This window comes from Amycolatopsis sp. NPDC114505, from assembly GCF_055633615.1.
Map to the genome: position 1 here is coordinate 799,242 of NZ_JBVKDV010000001.1, position 16,470 is coordinate 815,711.

Annotated in this window: 17 protein-coding genes; 6 read left to right on the forward strand and 11 right to left on the reverse strand. The window is 70.1% G+C overall.

The genetic code is table 11. From position 1 onward, the window contains the following. Positions 1–67 precede the first annotated feature (67 nt). On the reverse strand, positions 68–931 hold the full coding sequence (locus ACZ7OU_RS04060; RefSeq protein ID WP_155548665.1) for a helix-turn-helix domain-containing protein: 864 nt from the start codon (positions 929–931) through the stop codon (positions 68–70). A 235-nt stretch (positions 932–1,166) separates the two neighbouring features. On the opposite strand from ACZ7OU_RS04060, the gene ACZ7OU_RS04065 reads away from it, so the two are divergent. Both ACZ7OU_RS04065 and gndA read left to right on the forward strand, forming a co-directional pair. Beyond that, positions 1,167–2,087 carry an MBL fold metallo-hydrolase gene (locus ACZ7OU_RS04065; RefSeq protein WP_470254161.1) on the forward strand — a complete coding sequence of 307 codons (921 nt, stop codon included), beginning with the start codon at positions 1,167–1,169 and terminating at the stop codon, positions 2,085–2,087. Positions 2,088–2,172: 85 nt separating this feature from the next. Beyond that, a complete protein-coding gene (gene gndA / locus ACZ7OU_RS04070; RefSeq protein ID WP_470254162.1) occupies positions 2,173–3,612 on the forward strand; it encodes an NADP-dependent phosphogluconate dehydrogenase in 1,440 nt (479 codons plus the stop codon). 96 nt (positions 3,613–3,708) lie between these two features. Here the strand turns inward: gndA and ACZ7OU_RS04075 are convergent, their stop codons facing one another. The 5 genes from ACZ7OU_RS04075 to ACZ7OU_RS04095 are packed head-to-tail and all read right to left on the reverse strand — an operon-like array spanning position 3,709 to position 7,979. After that, positions 3,709–4,446, reverse strand: coding sequence for a Clp protease N-terminal domain-containing protein (locus ACZ7OU_RS04075; protein ID WP_470254163.1), 738 nt, complete (start codon positions 4,444–4,446; stop codon positions 3,709–3,711). A gap of 32 nt (positions 4,447–4,478) precedes the next feature. Continuing rightward, positions 4,479–5,708, reverse strand: a complete 1,230-nt coding sequence (locus ACZ7OU_RS04080) for an NAD(P)/FAD-dependent oxidoreductase (RefSeq protein WP_470254164.1) — start codon at positions 5,706–5,708, stop codon at positions 4,479–4,481. Between the two features lie 24 nt (positions 5,709–5,732). Further along, positions 5,733–6,524 (reverse strand): IclR family transcriptional regulator, encoded by a 792-nt coding sequence (locus ACZ7OU_RS04085; protein WP_470254165.1) that lies wholly within the window; start codon positions 6,522–6,524, stop codon positions 5,733–5,735. A 1-nt stretch (position 6,525) separates the two neighbouring features. Beyond that, a complete protein-coding gene (locus ACZ7OU_RS04090; RefSeq protein WP_284744609.1) occupies positions 6,526–6,843 on the reverse strand; it encodes an NIPSNAP family protein in 318 nt (105 codons plus the stop codon). Then, a complete protein-coding gene (locus tag ACZ7OU_RS04095; protein WP_470254166.1) occupies positions 6,840–7,979 on the reverse strand; it encodes a 5-methyltetrahydropteroyltriglutamate--homocysteine S-methyltransferase in 1,140 nt (379 codons plus the stop codon). Before ACZ7OU_RS04095 ends, ACZ7OU_RS04090 begins: the two co-directional genes overlap by 4 nt. Positions 7,980–8,111: 132 nt before the next feature. Here ACZ7OU_RS04095 and ACZ7OU_RS04100 point away from each other — a divergent pair, with 132 nt between their 5' ends. Continuing rightward, the gene (locus ACZ7OU_RS04100) at positions 8,112–9,443 is read left to right on the forward strand and encodes a nucleobase:cation symporter-2 family protein (RefSeq protein ID WP_470254167.1); all 1,332 of its coding nucleotides are present in this window, start codon (positions 8,112–8,114) and stop codon (positions 9,441–9,443) included. On the opposite strand, the gene ACZ7OU_RS04105 is transcribed toward ACZ7OU_RS04100, so the two are convergent. Then, positions 9,394–9,969, reverse strand: coding sequence for a TetR/AcrR family transcriptional regulator (locus ACZ7OU_RS04105; RefSeq protein WP_470239738.1), 576 nt, complete (start codon positions 9,967–9,969; stop codon positions 9,394–9,396). The two genes, ACZ7OU_RS04100 and ACZ7OU_RS04105, sit on opposite strands and share 50 nt — an antisense overlap. Before the next feature lie 87 nt (positions 9,970–10,056). Between ACZ7OU_RS04105 and ACZ7OU_RS04110 the strand changes: the two genes are divergently transcribed. Then, a complete protein-coding gene (locus ACZ7OU_RS04110) occupies positions 10,057–10,503 on the forward strand; it encodes a pyridoxamine 5'-phosphate oxidase family protein (protein WP_470254168.1) in 447 nt (148 codons plus the stop codon). On the opposite strand, the gene ACZ7OU_RS04115 is transcribed toward ACZ7OU_RS04110, so the two are convergent. Next, positions 10,504–11,004: a hypothetical protein gene (locus ACZ7OU_RS04115; RefSeq protein WP_470254169.1), complete on the reverse strand. Its 501-nt coding sequence runs from the start codon at positions 11,002–11,004 to the stop codon at positions 10,504–10,506. A 191-nt stretch (positions 11,005–11,195) separates the two neighbouring features. On the opposite strand from ACZ7OU_RS04115, the gene ACZ7OU_RS04120 reads away from it, so the two are divergent. Both ACZ7OU_RS04120 and ACZ7OU_RS04125 read left to right on the forward strand, forming a co-directional pair. Continuing rightward, positions 11,196–11,924, forward strand: coding sequence for a rhomboid-like protein (locus tag ACZ7OU_RS04120; RefSeq protein ID WP_470254170.1), 729 nt, complete (start codon positions 11,196–11,198; stop codon positions 11,922–11,924). A gap of 40 nt (positions 11,925–11,964) precedes the next feature. Beyond that, entirely contained in the window at positions 11,965–14,274 is a 2,310-nt protein-coding gene (locus ACZ7OU_RS04125; protein WP_470254171.1) for a sensor domain-containing protein, read from the forward strand. Here the strand turns inward: ACZ7OU_RS04125 and ACZ7OU_RS04130 are convergent. From ACZ7OU_RS04130 to ACZ7OU_RS04140, 3 genes are all read right to left on the reverse strand, one after another. Continuing rightward, a complete protein-coding gene (locus tag ACZ7OU_RS04130) occupies positions 14,268–15,053 on the reverse strand; it encodes an arylamine N-acetyltransferase family protein (protein ID WP_470254172.1) in 786 nt (261 codons plus the stop codon). The two genes, ACZ7OU_RS04125 and ACZ7OU_RS04130, sit on opposite strands and share 7 nt — an antisense overlap. Before the next feature lie 33 nt (positions 15,054–15,086). Further along, a complete protein-coding gene (locus ACZ7OU_RS04135) occupies positions 15,087–15,437 on the reverse strand; it encodes a YciI family protein (protein WP_470254173.1) in 351 nt (116 codons plus the stop codon). A 144-nt stretch (positions 15,438–15,581) separates the two neighbouring features. Beyond that, positions 15,582–16,175: a class I SAM-dependent methyltransferase gene (locus ACZ7OU_RS04140; protein ID WP_470254174.1), complete on the reverse strand. Its 594-nt coding sequence runs from the start codon at positions 16,173–16,175 to the stop codon at positions 15,582–15,584. Positions 16,176–16,470 lie beyond the last annotated feature (295 nt).

The window sequence follows — 16,470 nt, forward strand, 5'->3', positions numbered from 1 at the left end:
AGGGCACAACAGAGCCACTCTACCGACAGTTGTTCACCACTCGGGACCCTTCGAGCCGCCGTTCGCCCTATTGGAGCTGCTGCATCTGGCCGCGGTAACCCTCCGCGAGCTCCTTCAGGAACTGCCGGGTCTCTTGCCGCTCCAGCGCCGCTCCCCGCAGCCGGTCCCACGAGTCGACGAAGATGTTGAAGTCCTTGACGTCGTCGAGGTACAGCCCGCCGGCGGAGTGCTCGATGTAGACGAAGTCCCGGGTGCGGTCCGGGAAGCGCATGATCGTGAAGTCGTTGGGCACCGCGGCCAGCCGCGCCCCGAACGGCAGCACGTGGACGTAGACCCGCGGGTGCCGTTCGAGCGAGAGCAGGTGCTCGACCTGGTCCAGCATCACCGCGGGCGCGTACCCGCCGGGAGCCCGGCGAAGCGCGCCCTCGCTGATGATGAACCGGTAGTACGGCGGCTGCTGCTGCTCGAACACCGCCTTGCGGTCGAGCCGGTTGCGCACCAGCGACGTCACGTCCGTCGCGCCGGCCTCGGTGAACTGCTTGAGCATGTAGTGCTCGGACTGCAGCGGACCCGGGATGCGCTCGCCGTGCCAGGTGAGGATCTCCGCGGCGGCGGGCTCCAGGTCGGTGAAGGTGCGGAACCAGTGCGGCACCACCGAGCGGTAGCCGGACCAGTGGCCGCGCTGCCCGGCGGCGGCCCGCGCCAGGTTCATCAGCGTGTCGGCCTCTTCGCCGTTGATCCCGAACGCGTTCAGCATGGATCGCACATCCCCGAGTTTGACCCCGACGGCACCGGACTCGATCTTGTTGACCTTGCCCTGGGTGCAGCCGAGGACCTCGGCGACCTGCTGCTGTGTCATCCGCGCCGCGGTGCGGGCATGCCGGAGCTCGTTTCCGAGCTGCTTCCGGCGCGAGGTGACGGTGCTGGCCATCGCCCTGCTCTCCCGGACCACTACCAAGCGACGACGGCCACCGGCCGCCGTCGCACGCGAACTATCGAACCCACCCAGGTTAGTGCTTCACCTTGCGGATCTCGATGATGACATCGCGCAGCGTTCCAGGAAACGCCGCAGAATGCCAGTCACCTGCGCTATCACTCGCCTGGACCAGCGAAATTCCGAATTATTCGGCCAACCGGCGGAGCCGGGTCTCGGGCAGACTGGGCCCGTGACCGATCGTTCGCCCTCCGCCGCCGCTGTCACCCGCCTGGCCGACCGGGTCCACGGCTACGTCCAGCCCGACGGCTCCTGGTACATCAACAACTGCGGGTTCGTCGACGCCGGCGACCACACCGTGCTCATCGACACGTGCTCGACCGAGCGCCGCACGCGCGCGCTGCTCGAGACGGTCGAGGCCGCCACCGGCAGCCCGGTGACGACGCTGGTGAACACCCACCACCACGGCGACCACACCAACGGCAACTACCTGGCCGGCGGCGCGACGATCATCGGGCACCGCAAGACCCGCGAGCTGATGGTCGCCGAGGGCATCCAGACGTTCGAGGGCGTCTTCGTCGGCAGCGACTGGGGCGAGCTGCGCTCGCGGCCGCCGGAGGTCGTGTTCGACGACCGGCTGACCGTGCACGCGGGCGACCTCGCCCTCGAGCTGATCCACCCCGGCCACGCGGCCCACACGACCAACGACGTCCTCGTCTGGCTGCCGGAGCAGCGCGTGCTCTACGCCGGCGACCTGGTGTTCAACGGCGGCAGCCCGTTCGCACTCATGGGCTCGGTGGCCGGGTGGCGGAAGGGCCTCGACGTGATCCGGGAGCTGGAGCCGGAGGTGATCCTGCCCGGCCACGGCGGCCCGTGCGGGCTCGACGTCGTGGACACAGTGGACAGGTACCTGAAGTTCGTCCAGGAGACGGCCGAGCGCGGGAAGGCCGCCGGGCTGTCGCCGCTGGAGGCGGCGAAGGACGCGGACCTGGGCCAGTTCGCCTCGATGAGCGAGCAGGAGCGGCTGCCGGGCAACCTGCACCGCGCGTACGCCGAGCTGGACGGTGCCGAGTGGGGCGCGGACATCGACCTCGTCGCGGCGATCACGGACATGCTCGCGATCAACCGCGGACCGATCCGCTGCTTCTCCTGAACTGAGTGAGCTGCTCCTCCGTGCCCTTCCTTGAGGCCTCGATCGGACTAGGGTCTGAATCGAGAGAGTCTTCGAGAGGATGCGGATGAGCAAGAAGGCGAGCATCGGGGTCACCGGCCTGGCGGTCATGGGCCGCAACCTGGCCCGCAACCTGGCCCGGCACGGCCACACGGTGGCCCTGCACAACCGGTCCGAGGAGCGGACCCGCGCGCTGGTGGAGCAGTTCGGCGACGAGGGCGACTTCATCCCGGCGTACTCGGCGCAGGCGTTCGTCGACGCGCTGGAGCGGCCGCGGCAGGTCGTGATCATGGTCAAGGCGGGCGGCCCGACGGACGCCGTCATCGACGAGTTCGCGCCGCTGCTCGAAGAGGGCGACGTGATCATCGACGCCGGCAACGCGCACTTCGCCGACACGCGCCGGCGTGAGAAGGCGCTGCGCGAGCGTGGGCTGCACTTCGTCGGCAGCGGCGTCTCCGGCGGTGAAGAAGGCGCGCTGCACGGGCCGAGCATCATGCCCGGCGGCTCGAAGGAGTCCTACGAGTCCCTCGGCCCGCTGTTCGAGGACATCTCGGCCAAGGTCGACGGCGAGCCGTGCTGCACGCACATCGGCGCGGACGGCGCCGGGCACTTCGTCAAGATGGTGCACAACGGCATCGAGTACGCCGACATGCAGCTGATCGCGGAGTCGTTCGACCTGCTGCGCGGCGCGGGTGGGTACTCCCCCGCCGAGATCGCCGACGTGTTCCGGACCTGGAACACCGGGCGGCTGGACTCGTACCTGATCGAGATCACCGCCGAGGTGCTGGCGCACGTCGACAAGGCGTCCGGCAAGCCGTTCGTCGACGTCGTCGAGGACGCCGCCGAGCAGAAGGGCACCGGCCGCTGGACCGTGCAGATCGGCCTCGACCTCGGTGTCCCCATCTCGGGCATCGCCGAAGCCGTCTTCGCGCGTTCGCTGTCCGGGTCGACTTCGCTGCGCTCGGCGGCTCGTGGCCTGGGTGGTCCCACCCGGTCGCCGCTGTCCGGCTCGGAGCTGGAGCGCTTCGCGGACGACGTCGAGCAGGCGCTGTACGCGTCGAAGGTCGTCGCGTACGCACAGGGCTTCAACCAGATCCAGGCCGGCGCGACGGAGTACGGCTGGGACATCGACCTCGGCAAGGTCGCCTCGATCTGGCGCGGCGGCTGCATCATCCGCGCGAAGTTCCTCAACGACATCACCTCGGCCTACGCCGACGAGCCGCAGCTGCCGACGCTGCTGACGTCGGGCGGCTTCCGCAAGGCCGTGGAGGACGCGCAGGACTCGTGGCGTTCGGTGATCTCGACGGCCGTCCGGCTGGGCATCCCGACGCCGGGCTTCTCGACGGCGCTGGCGTACTACGACGGCCTCCGCGCCGACCGGTTGCCGGCCGCGCTCGTCCAGGGTCAGCGTGACTTCTTCGGAGCGCACACGTACCGCCGCGTCGACCGCGACGGTTCGTTCCACACGGCCTGGGCCGCCGACGGCCGCCCGGAGTCCGAAGCCTGAGCCGGTGCTGCTCTGATCGGGAAAACCCCCTGGTCCTTCCCGATCAGAGCAGCGTCACCAGCACCACCGCGAGAAGCGCGGCGAACAGAAGGAGTCTCACTGCCCTCGGGCGGCGAGGATCTCCGCCAGCACCTCCACGATCTTCGCCTCGGCCTTGTCCTTCTTGATGCCCAGGCCGTCGAGCACCTCGAAGCCGGTGCCCTCCCGCTGTTCGAGCAGCGCCAGCAGCATGTGCTCGGTGCCGATGTAGTTGTGCCCGAGCCGCAGTCCCTCGCGCATCGTCAGCTCGAGCGCCTTCTTCCCCGCCGCGCTGAACGGCACCGGGTTCGGCGTCGGCTCGACTCGCTCGGGCAGCCGCGCTTCGGCGGCTTCGCGGACGGCGTCGAGCTGGACACCCTGAGCCAGGATCGCCCCGGCCGCGAGCGCCGCGGGTTCGGTGAGCAGGCCCAGCACGATGTGCACGGTGTCGATCTCGGGGCTGCCGTGGTCCACGGCCGCCTTCTGGGCCTCCACGACGACGTGCCGCGCGCGGTCGGTGTAGCGGCCGTAGACGCGCTCGATGCTGCCGCTCGGATCGCCACCGGGATCGACCTTCGGCACGAACCGCTTCTGCGCGGCCTGTTTCGTGACGCCCATGCTGGAGCCGATCTCGGTCCAGGACGCCCCGGACCGCCGGGCCTGGTCGACGAAGTGGCCGATGAGGTGGTCGGCGACCTCGCCGAGGTGCTGTCCGACGTAAACCGCGTCGGTCAGCTGGGCGAGGGCGTCCGTCTCGTTGTTGCTCTTGATTGCGCTGATGAGGTCGTCGAGCTTGATGTTGGTCGGTAAGGTCATGCCGTCAACTGTAGGTTGACGATCCTCTGTCGTCAACCTCGGGTTGACGCTGCCTTCAGGTGTGCTTTCAAGTCGAACTCGCTCACCTCGAGATCGGCGTACGCCGGGTGCGGGTCCGCGGTGAAGAGGCGTCGCGCGGCGATGTGGTCGGCCGGCTTGTTCACCGACTCGACCGCGATGAGGACGTCGTCGCGGAAGGACAGCACCGAGAACTTGCCCGCGGCCTGGTCGCCCGCGACCACCGTCCGGTCGGCGCCCGACAGGATCCCGGCGATCTGCAGCTTCGCGCCGGACTGGTCGGTCCAGAACCACGGCAGGCTCGCGTACGGCTCGGGCGCGCCGGTGATCGCCGCGGCCACGCACCGGGCCTGGTCGACGGCGTTCTGCACGGACTCCAGCCGGGTCGCGGCGCCGGCCTGCACGCACGGGAAGTTCGCGCAGTCGCCGATCGCGAAGATCTTTTCGTCGGCCGTCCGCAGGTGCGCGTCGACGACCACGCCGTTGTCCACCTCGAGCCCGGCCTCCTGGGCGAGCGTCGTCTCCGGCACGACACCGACTGCGATGACGACCAGGTCGGCGGGCAGCCGGCGGCCGTCGGACAGCTCGACCTCGCGCACCCGCTCGTCGCCGTGCAGCGCCGAGACGCCTTGGCCGAGCAGGACGGTGTGCCCGGCTTCCCGGTGCAGCGCGGCGAAGTAGGCGGAGATCTCCGGCGTCGCGACGCGGTTGAGGAGCCGCTCCTGGGCCTCGACGACCGTCACGGGACGGCCGGCGTGCGACGCGAACTCCAGCCCGATGAAGCCGCCGCCGACCACGACGATGTTTTCGGCGCCGGTCAGCGAAGCGCGCAGGCGGTCGGCGTCGTCGCGGGTGCGTAGGGTCAGCACGCCCGGCAGGTCCGCGCCGGGGACGGGCAGCGTCCGGTTGCGCGCGCCGGTGGCCAGGATCAGGTGGTCGTACGCCAGCTCGGTGCCGTCTTCGAGGCGCACCTTTGCCGCTTCGCGGTCGATCTCCGCGACGCGGCCCGCCACCAGCTCGATGTCCTTCTCGGCGAAGAAGTCCTCGCCGCGCAGGTGCAGCTGCTCGATCCCGGCGGTCCCGGCCAGGTAGGCCTTCGACAGCGGCGGCCGCTGGTACGGCACCCCCGGCTCGTCCCCGACCAGCACGACCCGGCCGTCGAAGCCGCGGTCCCGCAGCGACGCCACCGCCTGGAACCCGCTCTGACCCGCCCCGACGACGACCACCGTGTTCTGCGCACCCATGCCCGCCATCCGATCACAAGAGGCTTAAGCCGTCGAGGAATCCCCCGGTGAGCGCAGCGCCCGCGGCGCCCCGAGCACGCGGGAGATCCCGCGCGCGGCCGCCCGCACGGCCGGGACCAGCGTCCGCGGGTCCGTGCCTTCGGCCGGGACGACCACCGAGATCGCCGCGACGACCTCGTCCGTCGAGTCGCGGACCGGGGCCGCGACCGACAGGGAGATGAGCTCGATCTGGCCGTCGCTGATCGCGTAGCCGTCGCGGCGGACGTCGGCCAGCACGCGCCGCAGCTGCGACGACGAGCCGATCGTCTTAGGCGTGAACGTCTTGAGCGGGCCGCCGAGGACTTCCTCCTGCACCTCGGCGGGCGAGTGCGCGAGCAGCACCTGGCCGACGCCGGTGGCGTGCGCGGGCAGCCGGCCGCCGACGCGCGTCAGGACGTTGACCGCGCCGCGGCCCGAGATGCGCTCGACGTAGACGACCTCCGCGCCGTCGAGCACCGCGAGCTGCACGTTCTGGTGCGTGGCCTCGTAGAGGTCCTCCAGGAACGGCATCGCGCTCTCGCGGAGTTCAGCGCCGTGCGGAGCGAGCGAAGCGACTTCCCACAGCCACAGCCCGACGCGGTAGACGCCCGCTTCGTCGCGCACGAGCGCGCCACGCCGGGTCAGCTCACCGGCCAGCCGGTGCGTGGTCGACAGCGGCAGGTCGACGCGCCGGCTGAGCTCGGACAGCGTCAGCCGCGGCCGTTCGGCCGTGAAGGCGCCCAGCAGATCGAGGACGCGATCCACGACCGAAGGCGGCCGCCGCGCGCTGTGTCGCACGTCAGAGGTCGTCGTCCGGCAGGAGCGGGCGCATGAACGACCGCCGGTACCGGACCACGCACCCGCTTTCCTCACGGATCTTGTCGGCCTCGATGAAGTCCGGGTCCACGCCGAACAGCGTCCGATAGCGCTCGTACGCGGCGAAGCTCTCGAAGCTGAACAGCGCCCGGGCTTCGTCGCTCGCCCCCTCCGACGGCAGGAAGTAGCCGTGGTGGATGCCGCCTTCGCGCTGCACCAGCCGCATCCACGCGGCGGCGAAGCGTTCGAAGTCGGTGATCTTCGCGGGGTCGATGACGTAGTCGACGACGCACGTGATCACCGGCCGCCCCAGACGCGGTCGGCCGTCGCCACGATCAGCTCCAGCTTGCGCAGCTGGTCGTCCGGCGTGAGGTCGTTGCCCTCCTCGGTCGAGGAGAACCCGCACTGCGGCGAAAGACAGAGCTGGTCGATGTCGACGTACTGCGACGCCTCTTCGATCCGCCGCACCAGGACGTCGGGGTCCTCCAGCTCGGGCCGCTTCGTCGTGACCAGGCCGAGGACGACCTTCTTGTCCTTCGGCACGAACCGCAGCGGCTCGAAGCCCCCGGAGCGTTCGTCGTCGAACTCGAGGAAGAACCCGTCGACGGCCAGCTCGCCGAACAGCGCCTCGGCGACGAACTCGTAGCTCCCGGACGCGACCCACGACGACCGGAAGTTGCCGCGGCACAGGTGGGTCGTCACCCTGAGGTCGTCGGGGCGGCCGGCCAGCGCCGCGTTCATCGTCGCGATGTTGCGCACGTGCTGGGTGTCCGGGTCGCCGCCCATCCGCGCGACGAGCTCCCGCTGCGCCGGGTCGTTGAGGTACGCCAGGCTCGTGTCGTCCAGCTGCAGGTACCGGCAGCCGAGCCCGTGCACCGCGGAGACCTGCGCCGCGTACGCCGCGCTCAGGTCGGCGAAGAACTCTTCGAGGTCCGGGTAAACGCTTTCGCTCACCGCCGCCCGCCCGCCGCGGTAGTAGACCATGCTCGGCGACGGGATGGTCAGCTTCGGCGTCACGCCGGGGTCCACATGGGACTTCAAGAACTCGAAGTGCGAGGCGAAGATCGGCTCGTCGAGCCGCACCTTGCCGTCGACCTGCAGGCCCGGCGGGCTGAACTCGAGGTCGCCCGCCAGGTTGTGGAACTTGACGTGCAGCCGCTGGTCGCTCTTGGAGATGCCGCCGAGCGCGTAGATGAAGTCCATGTGCCACGACGCGCGCCGGAACTCGCCGTCGGTCGCCGAGGCGAGCCCGGCGACCCGCTGCATCTTGATGACGTCGCGGATCGTGTCGTCCTCGACCGCGCGGAGCTGCTCCGCGTTGATCTCACCGCTTTCACGCCGCCGTCGCGCGTCGCGCAGCACCGGGGGCCGCAGGAGGCTCCCGACGTGATCGGCGCGAAACGGCGGGCCCACCTGGGAAATACCGCCCGAAGTCATGCACCGATGGTCACACATTCCCGGCCGTCGCGCCGCCCCCTGAAACAAGATCATGACGCCGGGTTCTTGCTACCGTCACGCGCACCGCGTTCGCTGTAGCGCGGCTGCGCCGTCGAACCAGGGGGCTTGATCATGACGAAACCCGCGGTCCACCCCGTCGACCAGGGCCTGCCGGCCGGGCGGCTGGCCCTGCTCGGCCTGCAGCACATGTCGATCATGTACGCGGGCGCGGTCGCCGTGCCGCTGATCGTCGGCAGCGCGTTGAAGCTGGACCCGGCGACGATCGGGCTGCTGGTCAACGCCGACCTGCTCGTCGCGGGCATCGCGACGCTGATCCAGTCGGTCGGCATCGGGAAGCTCCTCGGCATCCGGCTGCCGGTGGTCGCGGGCGCGACGTTCAGCGTCGTCAACCCGATGATCCTGATCGCGTCCCAGTACGGCCTCCCCGCGGTCTACGGCGCGATGCTGGCATCCGGCGTCTTCGGGCTGCTCATCGCCAGGCCGTTCGCGAAGCTGATCCGGTTCTTCCCGCCGCTGGTCACCGGGACGCTGCTGCTCGTCATCGGCGTCTCACTGCTCGGCCCGGGCGCGGGGCTGATCGCGGGCAACGACCCGACCGCACCGGACTACGCGGCCCTGTCGCACATCCTGCTCGCGTTCGGCGTCCTCGCGCTGCTGGTGCTGTTCACGCGGGTGCTGCGCGGGTTCGCCAACCAGATCGGGCCGCTGCTCGCCCTGGCGATCGGCCTGGTGGTCGCGATCCCGATGGGACTCGTGCACTGGGACGGGCTCGGCGCGGCGAGCTGGTTCGGGCTCGCGTCGCCGTTCCACTTCGGCGCGCCGACGTTCCCCATCGCCGCGGTCCTCTCGATGTGCGTGGTCATGCTGGTGACGTTCACCGAGTCGACCGCGGACATGATCGCCGTCGGGGAGATCACCGGGCGCCCGCCGACCGACTCCGACCTCGCGCGCGGCCTGGCCACCGACGGCTTCTCGGCCGTGCTCGGCGGCGTGCTGAACTCCTTCCCCGACACGGCGTTCGCGCAGAACGTCGGGCTGGTGCGGATGACCGGCGTGCGCAGCCGCTGGGTGGTCGCGGTGACCGGCGGGATCCTGGTGCTGATGGGCCTGGTCCCGAAGATCGGCGCGTTCATCGCGGCGATCCCGCAGCCGGTGGTCGGCGGGGTCGCGGTGGTGATGTTCGCGATGGTCGCCGCGGTCGGCGCGCAGAACCTCAAGAAGGTCGAGTTTTCGGGCAACCACAACACTTTCATCGTCGCGGTCGCGCTCGGCGTCGGCCTCCTGCCGGCGTTCGCGCCGAAGATCTTCCAGCACTTCCCGGCCTGGCTGCAGACGATCTGCGGCAGCTCGATCACGGTGGCGGCGGTGCTGGCGTTCGCCCTGAACCTGCTGTTCAACCACCTCGGCCGGCGTCCGGAGCCGGACCTGCTCGAAGCGCCGTGAGCAGCCGTTCGACGAGCTTGCCGCCGGTGCCCGCTTCGACCGGGCGCCGGAACAACACGCGCAGGTAGAGCGGGGCCAGGACGAAGTCGAGGATTTCGTCGACCGTCGGCACGTCCTCACCGCGTGCCGCGGCCCTGTCGAGCGTCGCCTGCAGGTCTTCGCCGCGCGCCTTGAGGTACTCGAGCGGTTGCTTGTCCGGCCCCAGGGTGGCGACGAGCGCGCGCAGCAGGATCTGGCCGCGCGGGTCGCACATCGCGTGTTCGACCCCCTCGGCCCAGCCGAGCAGGTCGCCTCGCAGCGTGCCGGTGTCCGGGATCGGCGACGTCGCGCGCAGGCGCGTCACGGCGGCGTCGAGCAGCAGCTGCTCGCGGCTGCCCCAGCGCCGGTAGACGCTCGTCGGGTTCACGCCCGCCCGCTCGGCGATCTTCGGGATCGCCGCGTTGATCTCGCCGATGGCGAGCAGCTCGACGACGGCGTCGTGCACGGCGTCTCGGACACGGGCGCTGCGGCCACCGGGTCGGGTCATGAGTTCATCTTAAAGCAAACAAGCTTGCTTTTGCCGTCCGAGTGCGGCTATCTTTAAGGCAAATCGGATGGCTTTAAGGAGACGACGATGGCCCGCAAGATGACAGTCGAAGAGCGCGAAGAGTTCCTCGCCCAGCCGCAGGTCGGCGTCCTCAGCGTGACGGCCGAAACCGGCCGGGCACCGCTGACCACGCCGATCTGGTATCGCTACGAGCCAGGCGGCGACGTCGTCGTGATGACCTCGCCCGGCCTGCGCAAGACCCGGCTGATCGAGGCGGCCGGCCGCTTCTCGCTGTGCGTCCAGCAGCAGGACGGCGTCTACAAGTACGTCTCGGTCGAGGGACCGGTGGTGGAGTCGTGGCCGATGACGAAGGACCAGCGCCACGAGATGGCGGCCCGCTACCTGCCCCCGGGCGTCAGCGAGGCGTACACCGACGCGACCGACGACACCCACGGGAGCAACATCGCGATCGTGATGCGCCCGGAGCGGTGGAACACCTCGGACTTCAGCGACCTCGCGGAGAAACTGGCCTGATCACCAGCAGATGACGAGCAGGCACGTCGTCGTCTTGGTCGGCGTCGGCGTGTGGGCCGGCGGCTGACCACCCGACGGGGTCGTGGTCGGGGTGACCGAGCCGCCAGGGTTCGTCGACGAGGTGGTCGGCGTCGTGGAGTCCGCGCTGGTCTCGGTGGTCGGGTCGGTGCCCGGCACCTCGGTGACGGTCTCGCGGGGAACGCCCACGCCGGGGACGACGTCGCCGCCACCGGTACCGCCCTCCGGCGGCGAGTCGGTGGCCTGGCCGGCGCCACCCAGCCCGGTGGTGCGCTGGGGGAACGGGATGACCTGGATCTGGTCGACCGGGGACGCGTCCGGGGTGCCCTTGCCGCCGAGGCCGACCAGCACCGCCGCGGCCCCGCAGCCGATGACGACGGCGAGCATCACCGCCAGCACGCGCCACCGCGACTGGCCCGGTGCCGAACGGTCGCCCCAGCCCTCGCGCACGAGCAGCTCGGCGACCGATACCTCGTCGTTCACCCCGACAGACCTTTCCGGAAGGCCTTTCGGCCGACGTCGTGGCCGTATTTTTACCGCACAAGCCCCCCAGAAGGGTGAGTTTTCGGCAAAAATTCGTCACGTAACGTTCAGTTTGACCGTGAGTGACATTCCACAGCGGATTCACAGCTGCGGTTCGGGAGACTCCCAGCATGACGGGCGATGCTCGAACCATGCTGCTGAAAGCCGATCGGCCGGTCCCCCGGATCGCCGTTCCGCGTCGCGGCCTGACGGCGTTCGGCAAGATCATCCCCACTCCGAAGGTGACCCCCTTCACGTTCGGTTACCTCGTGCTCCTGCTCGGCACGACGCTGCTGCTCAGGTTCGCCGACCCGGTGCTGACCGACCGGCTGCTCCAGCTGTCCAGCACCGACGCCCACAACCTGTGGCGACGGCCGCTGACCTCGCTGCTGACCAGCGCGATCTGGCTGTCCGACGAAGGCTGGGTCGTCTACGTCGTGATCTTCGCGATCGCCGTCGCGCCGCTGGAACGCCGCTTCGGCGCCCGCCGCGCGGCGATCGTGTTCTTCTCCGGTCACGTGCTGGCGACGCTCGTCACCGAGCTGCCGGTGATGGCCCTGATCAGCACCCACGTCCTGCCGAACTCGGCCGGGCACTGGCTCGACATCGGCGTCAGCTACGGCTTCTTCACCACGGCCGGCGCACTCGTCTTCCTGCTCCGCGGCCGCGCGCGCCTGGCCGCGCTGGCCGCCGTGGAAGCGTTCATCGCGGTGATCTGGCTCGCCGACGACCCGGCGAGCCTCGACTCGGTCGTCACGCTGCTCGGCCACGCCGTCGCCGCGCACTTCGGGCTGCTGTTCTGGGGGCCGCGGCTGCGCGGCCCAGCCGCAGGCAGGGCCCGGATTCCGGCGGGTAGGCAGGGGCCGGAGTCGGTGGTGTAATCGACCGAGCCACACGCCGACTGCCAGGGGGACGACGCTCATGGAGGCAGGCTCCCTCGCCGCACTGGTCGAGCTGAGTCCGGACGCGATCTGCGTCCACGAGCACGGCGTCCTGACCTATGCCAACCGCGCGGCCCTCGAGACGTTCGCCGCGCGGTCCGCGGCCGAGGTCGTCGGCCGCCGGTTCACCGACTTCGTCGCCGAGGAGTCGCGCGCCGCCGTCGTGGAGAAGCTCGCGTTGCTCACCGAGCCGGGTCAGGCCAGCGAACCGGTCGAAGCCCTGATGTCCCGGCTGGACGGCAGCAAGTTCGCCGTCGAGACGGTGTCCGTGCGCCTCGACGGGCCCGCCTACCAGGTCGTCATGCGGGACATCACGGCGAAGAAGGCGGCCGCGGACGCCCTCCGCTACCAGGCCGCGCTCGTGTCCCACGTCAGCGACGCGTTGATCGCGACCACCGGCGAAGGCGTCGTGACCAGCTGGAACCCGGCCGCCGAAGCGGTGTACGGCTGGACCGCGGCCGAAGCCGTCGGACGGCGGGCGAGCGAGCTGGTCGGCGCGCCGCTCGACCTGCGCGGCGGCGGGATCACCGAAGCGCTGCACCGCCGGCGGGACGGCGCTCCCCTGGCGGTCCGCGTTTCGGCAGCTGAGATGAACGACGGGTACGTGCTCGTCTGCGCGGACGAAACCGCGCGGCGGCGGGCCGAGCAGAACTACCGCACGGTCGTCACCTCCCTGGACGAAGGCGTGCTGGTGATGGGCCCGGGCGGGCTCATCGAGGCGGCGAACCCGGCGGCCTGCCGGATCCTCGGCGTCGCCGAAGCCGAGCTGATCGGCGTCCCGTGCCACACGCTCGTGCTGTTCACCGAGTCCGGGCACTGGATCCCGCCGGACGAGACGCCGTCCGTGCGGACCCGGCGGACCGGCGTCACGCACAACGGCCTGGTCGTGCGGCTGCGCCGGCCCGACGGCCGCGACGTCTGGGTGTCGCTGACCTCGCGGCTGCTCAACCCCGACGACCCCACGGCGAGGGCCGTCGTCACGTCGTTCACCGACATCACCGAGACCCGCGCGATCAGCGCGCGCCTCGCGCACGACGCGACCCACGACCCGCTCACCCGGCTGGCGAACCGGACCCTGGTGCTCGACCGGCTCGACGGCGGCGGCCGCGGCGCGGTCACCGTGCTGTTCCTCGACCTGGACAAGTTCAAGGTCATCAACGACTCGCTCGGGCACTCGGTCGGCGACCAGGTGCTGCGGATCGTCGGCGAGCGCCTGCGCCGCTGCTCCGGCCGTGACGACCTGGTGGGCAGGCTCGGCGGCGACGAGTTCGTCGTCGTCACCGGCGAGGTCACCGAACCCGGCGAGGTCCGCGCGCTGGCCGAGCACCTGCGGGCCGCGCTGGCCGAGCCGATCGGCGTGCTCGGCCGTCAGCTGCACCTCGACGCCAGCATCGGCGTCGTCCTCGTCGGCGGCGCCGACCGCCGCAGCGCCGAGGACCTGCTGCGCGACGCCGACGTCGCGATGTACCAGGCCAAGACGCTCGGCCGGGGCCGGCACCACTTCTTCGACGTCGGCCTGCGCGAGCGCATGCAGCGGCGGCTGCGGATGGAGCAGGACCTGCGCGACGCGGTGCACGACGGTCAGCTCTGGCCCGCCTACCAGCCGGTCGTCGACCTGAAGACCGGCGAAATGGTCGCGGTCGAGGCGTTGCTGCGCTGGACGCACCCCCGCCACGGCGCGATTTCGCCGGTGGAGTTCATCCCGCTCGCCGAAGAGAGCGACCTGATCAACGTGATCGGCAAGGAGATGCTCCGCGCGACGACGCGCGAGCTCGCCACCCGCCGCCGTGACCAAGGTCTGGACCTGACGCTGAAGGTCAACCTGTCGACCCGCCAGCTCGACGACCCGCACCTGGTGCCCGCCGTGCAGGACGCGCTGGCCAACACCGGGCTGCCGGCCGGCGCGCTCTGCCTGGAAGTCACCGAGAGCGCGTTGATGCGCGACCAGGAAGCGGCCGCCGAAGTACTGGCTTCCCTGCGGTCACTGGGTGTCCTGCTGGCGATCGACGACTTCGGCACCGGGTATTCGTCGCTCGCGCAGCTGCGCCGGCTGACGCTGGACACGCTCAAGATCGACCGCTCGTTCATCACCGGCATCGCCGAATCCCGCGACGCGGCGGCGATCGTCACGAGCATCATCGCGATGGCCCACGCTGTTGATTTGACGGTGATCGCCGAGGGCGTCGAGACCGCGGAGCAGGTGGAGCTGCTCCGCGCGTTGGACTGCGACCAGGCCCAGGGCTACCACCTGGGCCGGCCAGTGCCGGCGGCCGAGCTGTTCGGTCAGTAAAGGGTTTTGAGCCGGTCGAGCTCGTCCGCGGTCAGCTCGATCCCGAGGTCCTTGAGGGTGGCGTCGAGCTCCTCCGGCGCGATGGTGGTGGTTTCGCTGGTGCCATCGGGCTTTTCGACGGTCAGCTCGCGGCCCAGCAGCTTCCGGCTGACGCCCGGTTCGAGCGTCATGATCACCAGCCGTCCGGTGAACGGCGACTTCGGGTGCGTCGAGGTGTAGTGGTGGTAGACCTCGTAGTCGATCGGGTGCATGCCGTCGAGCCGGAAGTCGAGCAGGTCCTCGTCGCCCTTGCTCAGCGTCCACCAGCCGTTCTTTTCGGTGAGCCGGTGCGGCCAGCCGGCCTGGTCGGTTTCCTGGCCGTCGACGAGCGGCATCGGGGCGAGGATCCCGGCCCCGAACCCGACGTCGGCGTGGAAGCGTTTTCCGTCGATCTCGGCGACGAGCGTCATGTGGGTGTACGGCCCCGGCCGCCGCGGCTGGACGCGCGCGGCGAGCCGGTGGACGGTGTAGCCGAGCTGTTCGAGGACGGCGGCGAAGAGGCCACTCTGTTCGTAGCAGTAGCCGCCCCGCCGCCGTCCGACGAGCTTCGCGCTCACGACGTCGAGCGAAATCCCTTGGTGCTGCCCGAGAACGACGTCGACGTTCTCGAAGGGAATGGCCCGGACGTGCGCACGCACGAGCTCCCCGAGCGCTTCTTCGGACGGCGGCCGTCGTCGTTGCCCGACCCTGGTCAGGTAGGCGTCCAGGTCGACGGCGTCGGAGCCCCACTCGCTGGTCATGGCTTCAGCGTGCACCCTCGACCTCGCTGGAGGTCAACCTTCGTGCACGATCTTCCGCACCTCGACGGCGGTGTACTGCGCATCGGGAATCATCGCGGCCAGCTCGACAGCGCGCGCTTCGGTTGCGACGTCGACGACGTAGTAGCCACAGAGGAAGGCCTCCGACTCGACGAAGGCGCCGTCGCCGACGTCGGTCGCGCCGTCCTTGACGCGAACGGTCTTGGTTTCGGACGGTTCGGCGAGCGCCTTGGTCTCGACCATTTCGCCGGTGCCGGTGACGAGCTTGATGAAGTCGCCGTGGCCTTCGTAGACGCCGTTCTTCTGGTCGTCGGTGAGGGTGGCCCAGAGGGTCGGGTTCATGTGGAGGGTAAGGAGGTATCGCACGTCGGCTCCCCGCTGTGGGCGGCGGCCCCGGGTGGGCTGCCTTTCGCCGGGTGGTCGGCGCCGGGTGCGCGGTCCGGACACGGGATCGCACGGTTCACTCGTTCGGCCTAGCGGCGGCGTGGAACCAGAGCGGTGCTTGACCGTTCAGCTGAGACTGACGAGCACATACCGCTCATCTTCGATCGGACCGCCCCACAGAGAGGGGTCGTCCAGCAGCGTCACCGTGGCGTCCTCTCGACGAGCACGCACGAGTCGTTCGCACTCGTCCGCCGAGATCCCTGCCCCGGTGAACCAGCGACCTTCGACGAGCACCAGACGACCACCCGGCTTCAGGAGACGCACCCAGTTGCTCAGAGCGGGGGCCGGATCAGGCATCGCCCACAGCACGTGCCGCGCAAGGACGACATCAAACGTGCCGGGCGAGCACGGGGGTTCGGCGGCGTCGCCCTCGCGAAGCCCGACGCTCACCCCTGCCGCTTCGGCCTTCTCCTTGGCTACGGCGAGCATCCGGCCGGACAGATCCACGGCGTCCACGGCGTACCCGGCCTGGGCCAGCAGGACGGCGAGACTGCCCGTCCCGCAACCGAGGTCGACCACCGTGGCGGGAGCCGTCGGCATCAGCGGCAGAAGAAGATCGGACCACGCTGCCCGCACCGACGGGTCTCTCAGGCCATGATCCGGCTGCTCGTCAAACGATGCCGCCTCGGCATCCCAGATCTCTTTCATACGCTCCGCCACACTGGCATCTTTTCAGTGACCACCGACACTTTCAGTGCGGCGAGAGCGATGGCCAACGGCGGTCAACCAAGGTCGACAGCGGCCACGGCCAAGATCGGCCCGGATACGAGAAAACCGCCCTGACCTGAGTCAGAGCGGTCTCGTGAGCGGTGGCCAGGGCCGGGGTCGAACCGGCGACCTTCCGCTTTTCAGGTCTCAGGTAGTCCGTTCACCCACGTTCGCCTAACACATCTGTGCAGGTCAAGGCTGCCTGCAGGACTACCGCGAACCCACTCGGACCGGGGCGACTGGAACC

Excerpts from the sequence above, each read along its gene's own strand:
- ACZ7OU_RS04060 (WP_155548665.1), bottom strand. The coding sequence starts at position 931 with ATGGCCAGCACCGTCACCTCGCGCCGGAAGCAGCTCGGAAACGAGCTC.
- gndA (WP_470254162.1), top strand. The coding sequence starts at position 2,173 with ATGAGCAAGAAGGCGAGCATCGGGGTCACCGGCCTGGCGGTCATGGGC.
- ACZ7OU_RS04075 (WP_470254163.1), bottom strand. The coding sequence starts at position 4,446 with ATGACCTTACCGACCAACATCAAGCTCGACGACCTCATCAGCGCAATC.
- ACZ7OU_RS04080 (WP_470254164.1), bottom strand. The coding sequence starts at position 5,708 with ATGGGTGCGCAGAACACGGTGGTCGTCGTCGGGGCGGGTCAGAGCGGG.
- ACZ7OU_RS04095 (WP_470254166.1), bottom strand. The coding sequence starts at position 7,979 with ATGACTTCGGGCGGTATTTCCCAGGTGGGCCCGCCGTTTCGCGCCGAT.
- ACZ7OU_RS04100 (WP_470254167.1), top strand. The coding sequence starts at position 8,112 with ATGACGAAACCCGCGGTCCACCCCGTCGACCAGGGCCTGCCGGCCGGG.
- ACZ7OU_RS04105 (WP_470239738.1), bottom strand. The coding sequence starts at position 9,969 with ATGACCCGACCCGGTGGCCGCAGCGCCCGTGTCCGAGACGCCGTGCAC.
- ACZ7OU_RS04110 (WP_470254168.1), top strand. The coding sequence starts at position 10,057 with ATGGCCCGCAAGATGACAGTCGAAGAGCGCGAAGAGTTCCTCGCCCAG.
- ACZ7OU_RS04120 (WP_470254170.1), top strand. The coding sequence starts at position 11,196 with ATGCTGCTGAAAGCCGATCGGCCGGTCCCCCGGATCGCCGTTCCGCGT.
- ACZ7OU_RS04125 (WP_470254171.1), top strand. The coding sequence starts at position 11,965 with ATGGAGGCAGGCTCCCTCGCCGCACTGGTCGAGCTGAGTCCGGACGCG.
- ACZ7OU_RS04130 (WP_470254172.1), bottom strand. The coding sequence starts at position 15,053 with ATGACCAGCGAGTGGGGCTCCGACGCCGTCGACCTGGACGCCTACCTG.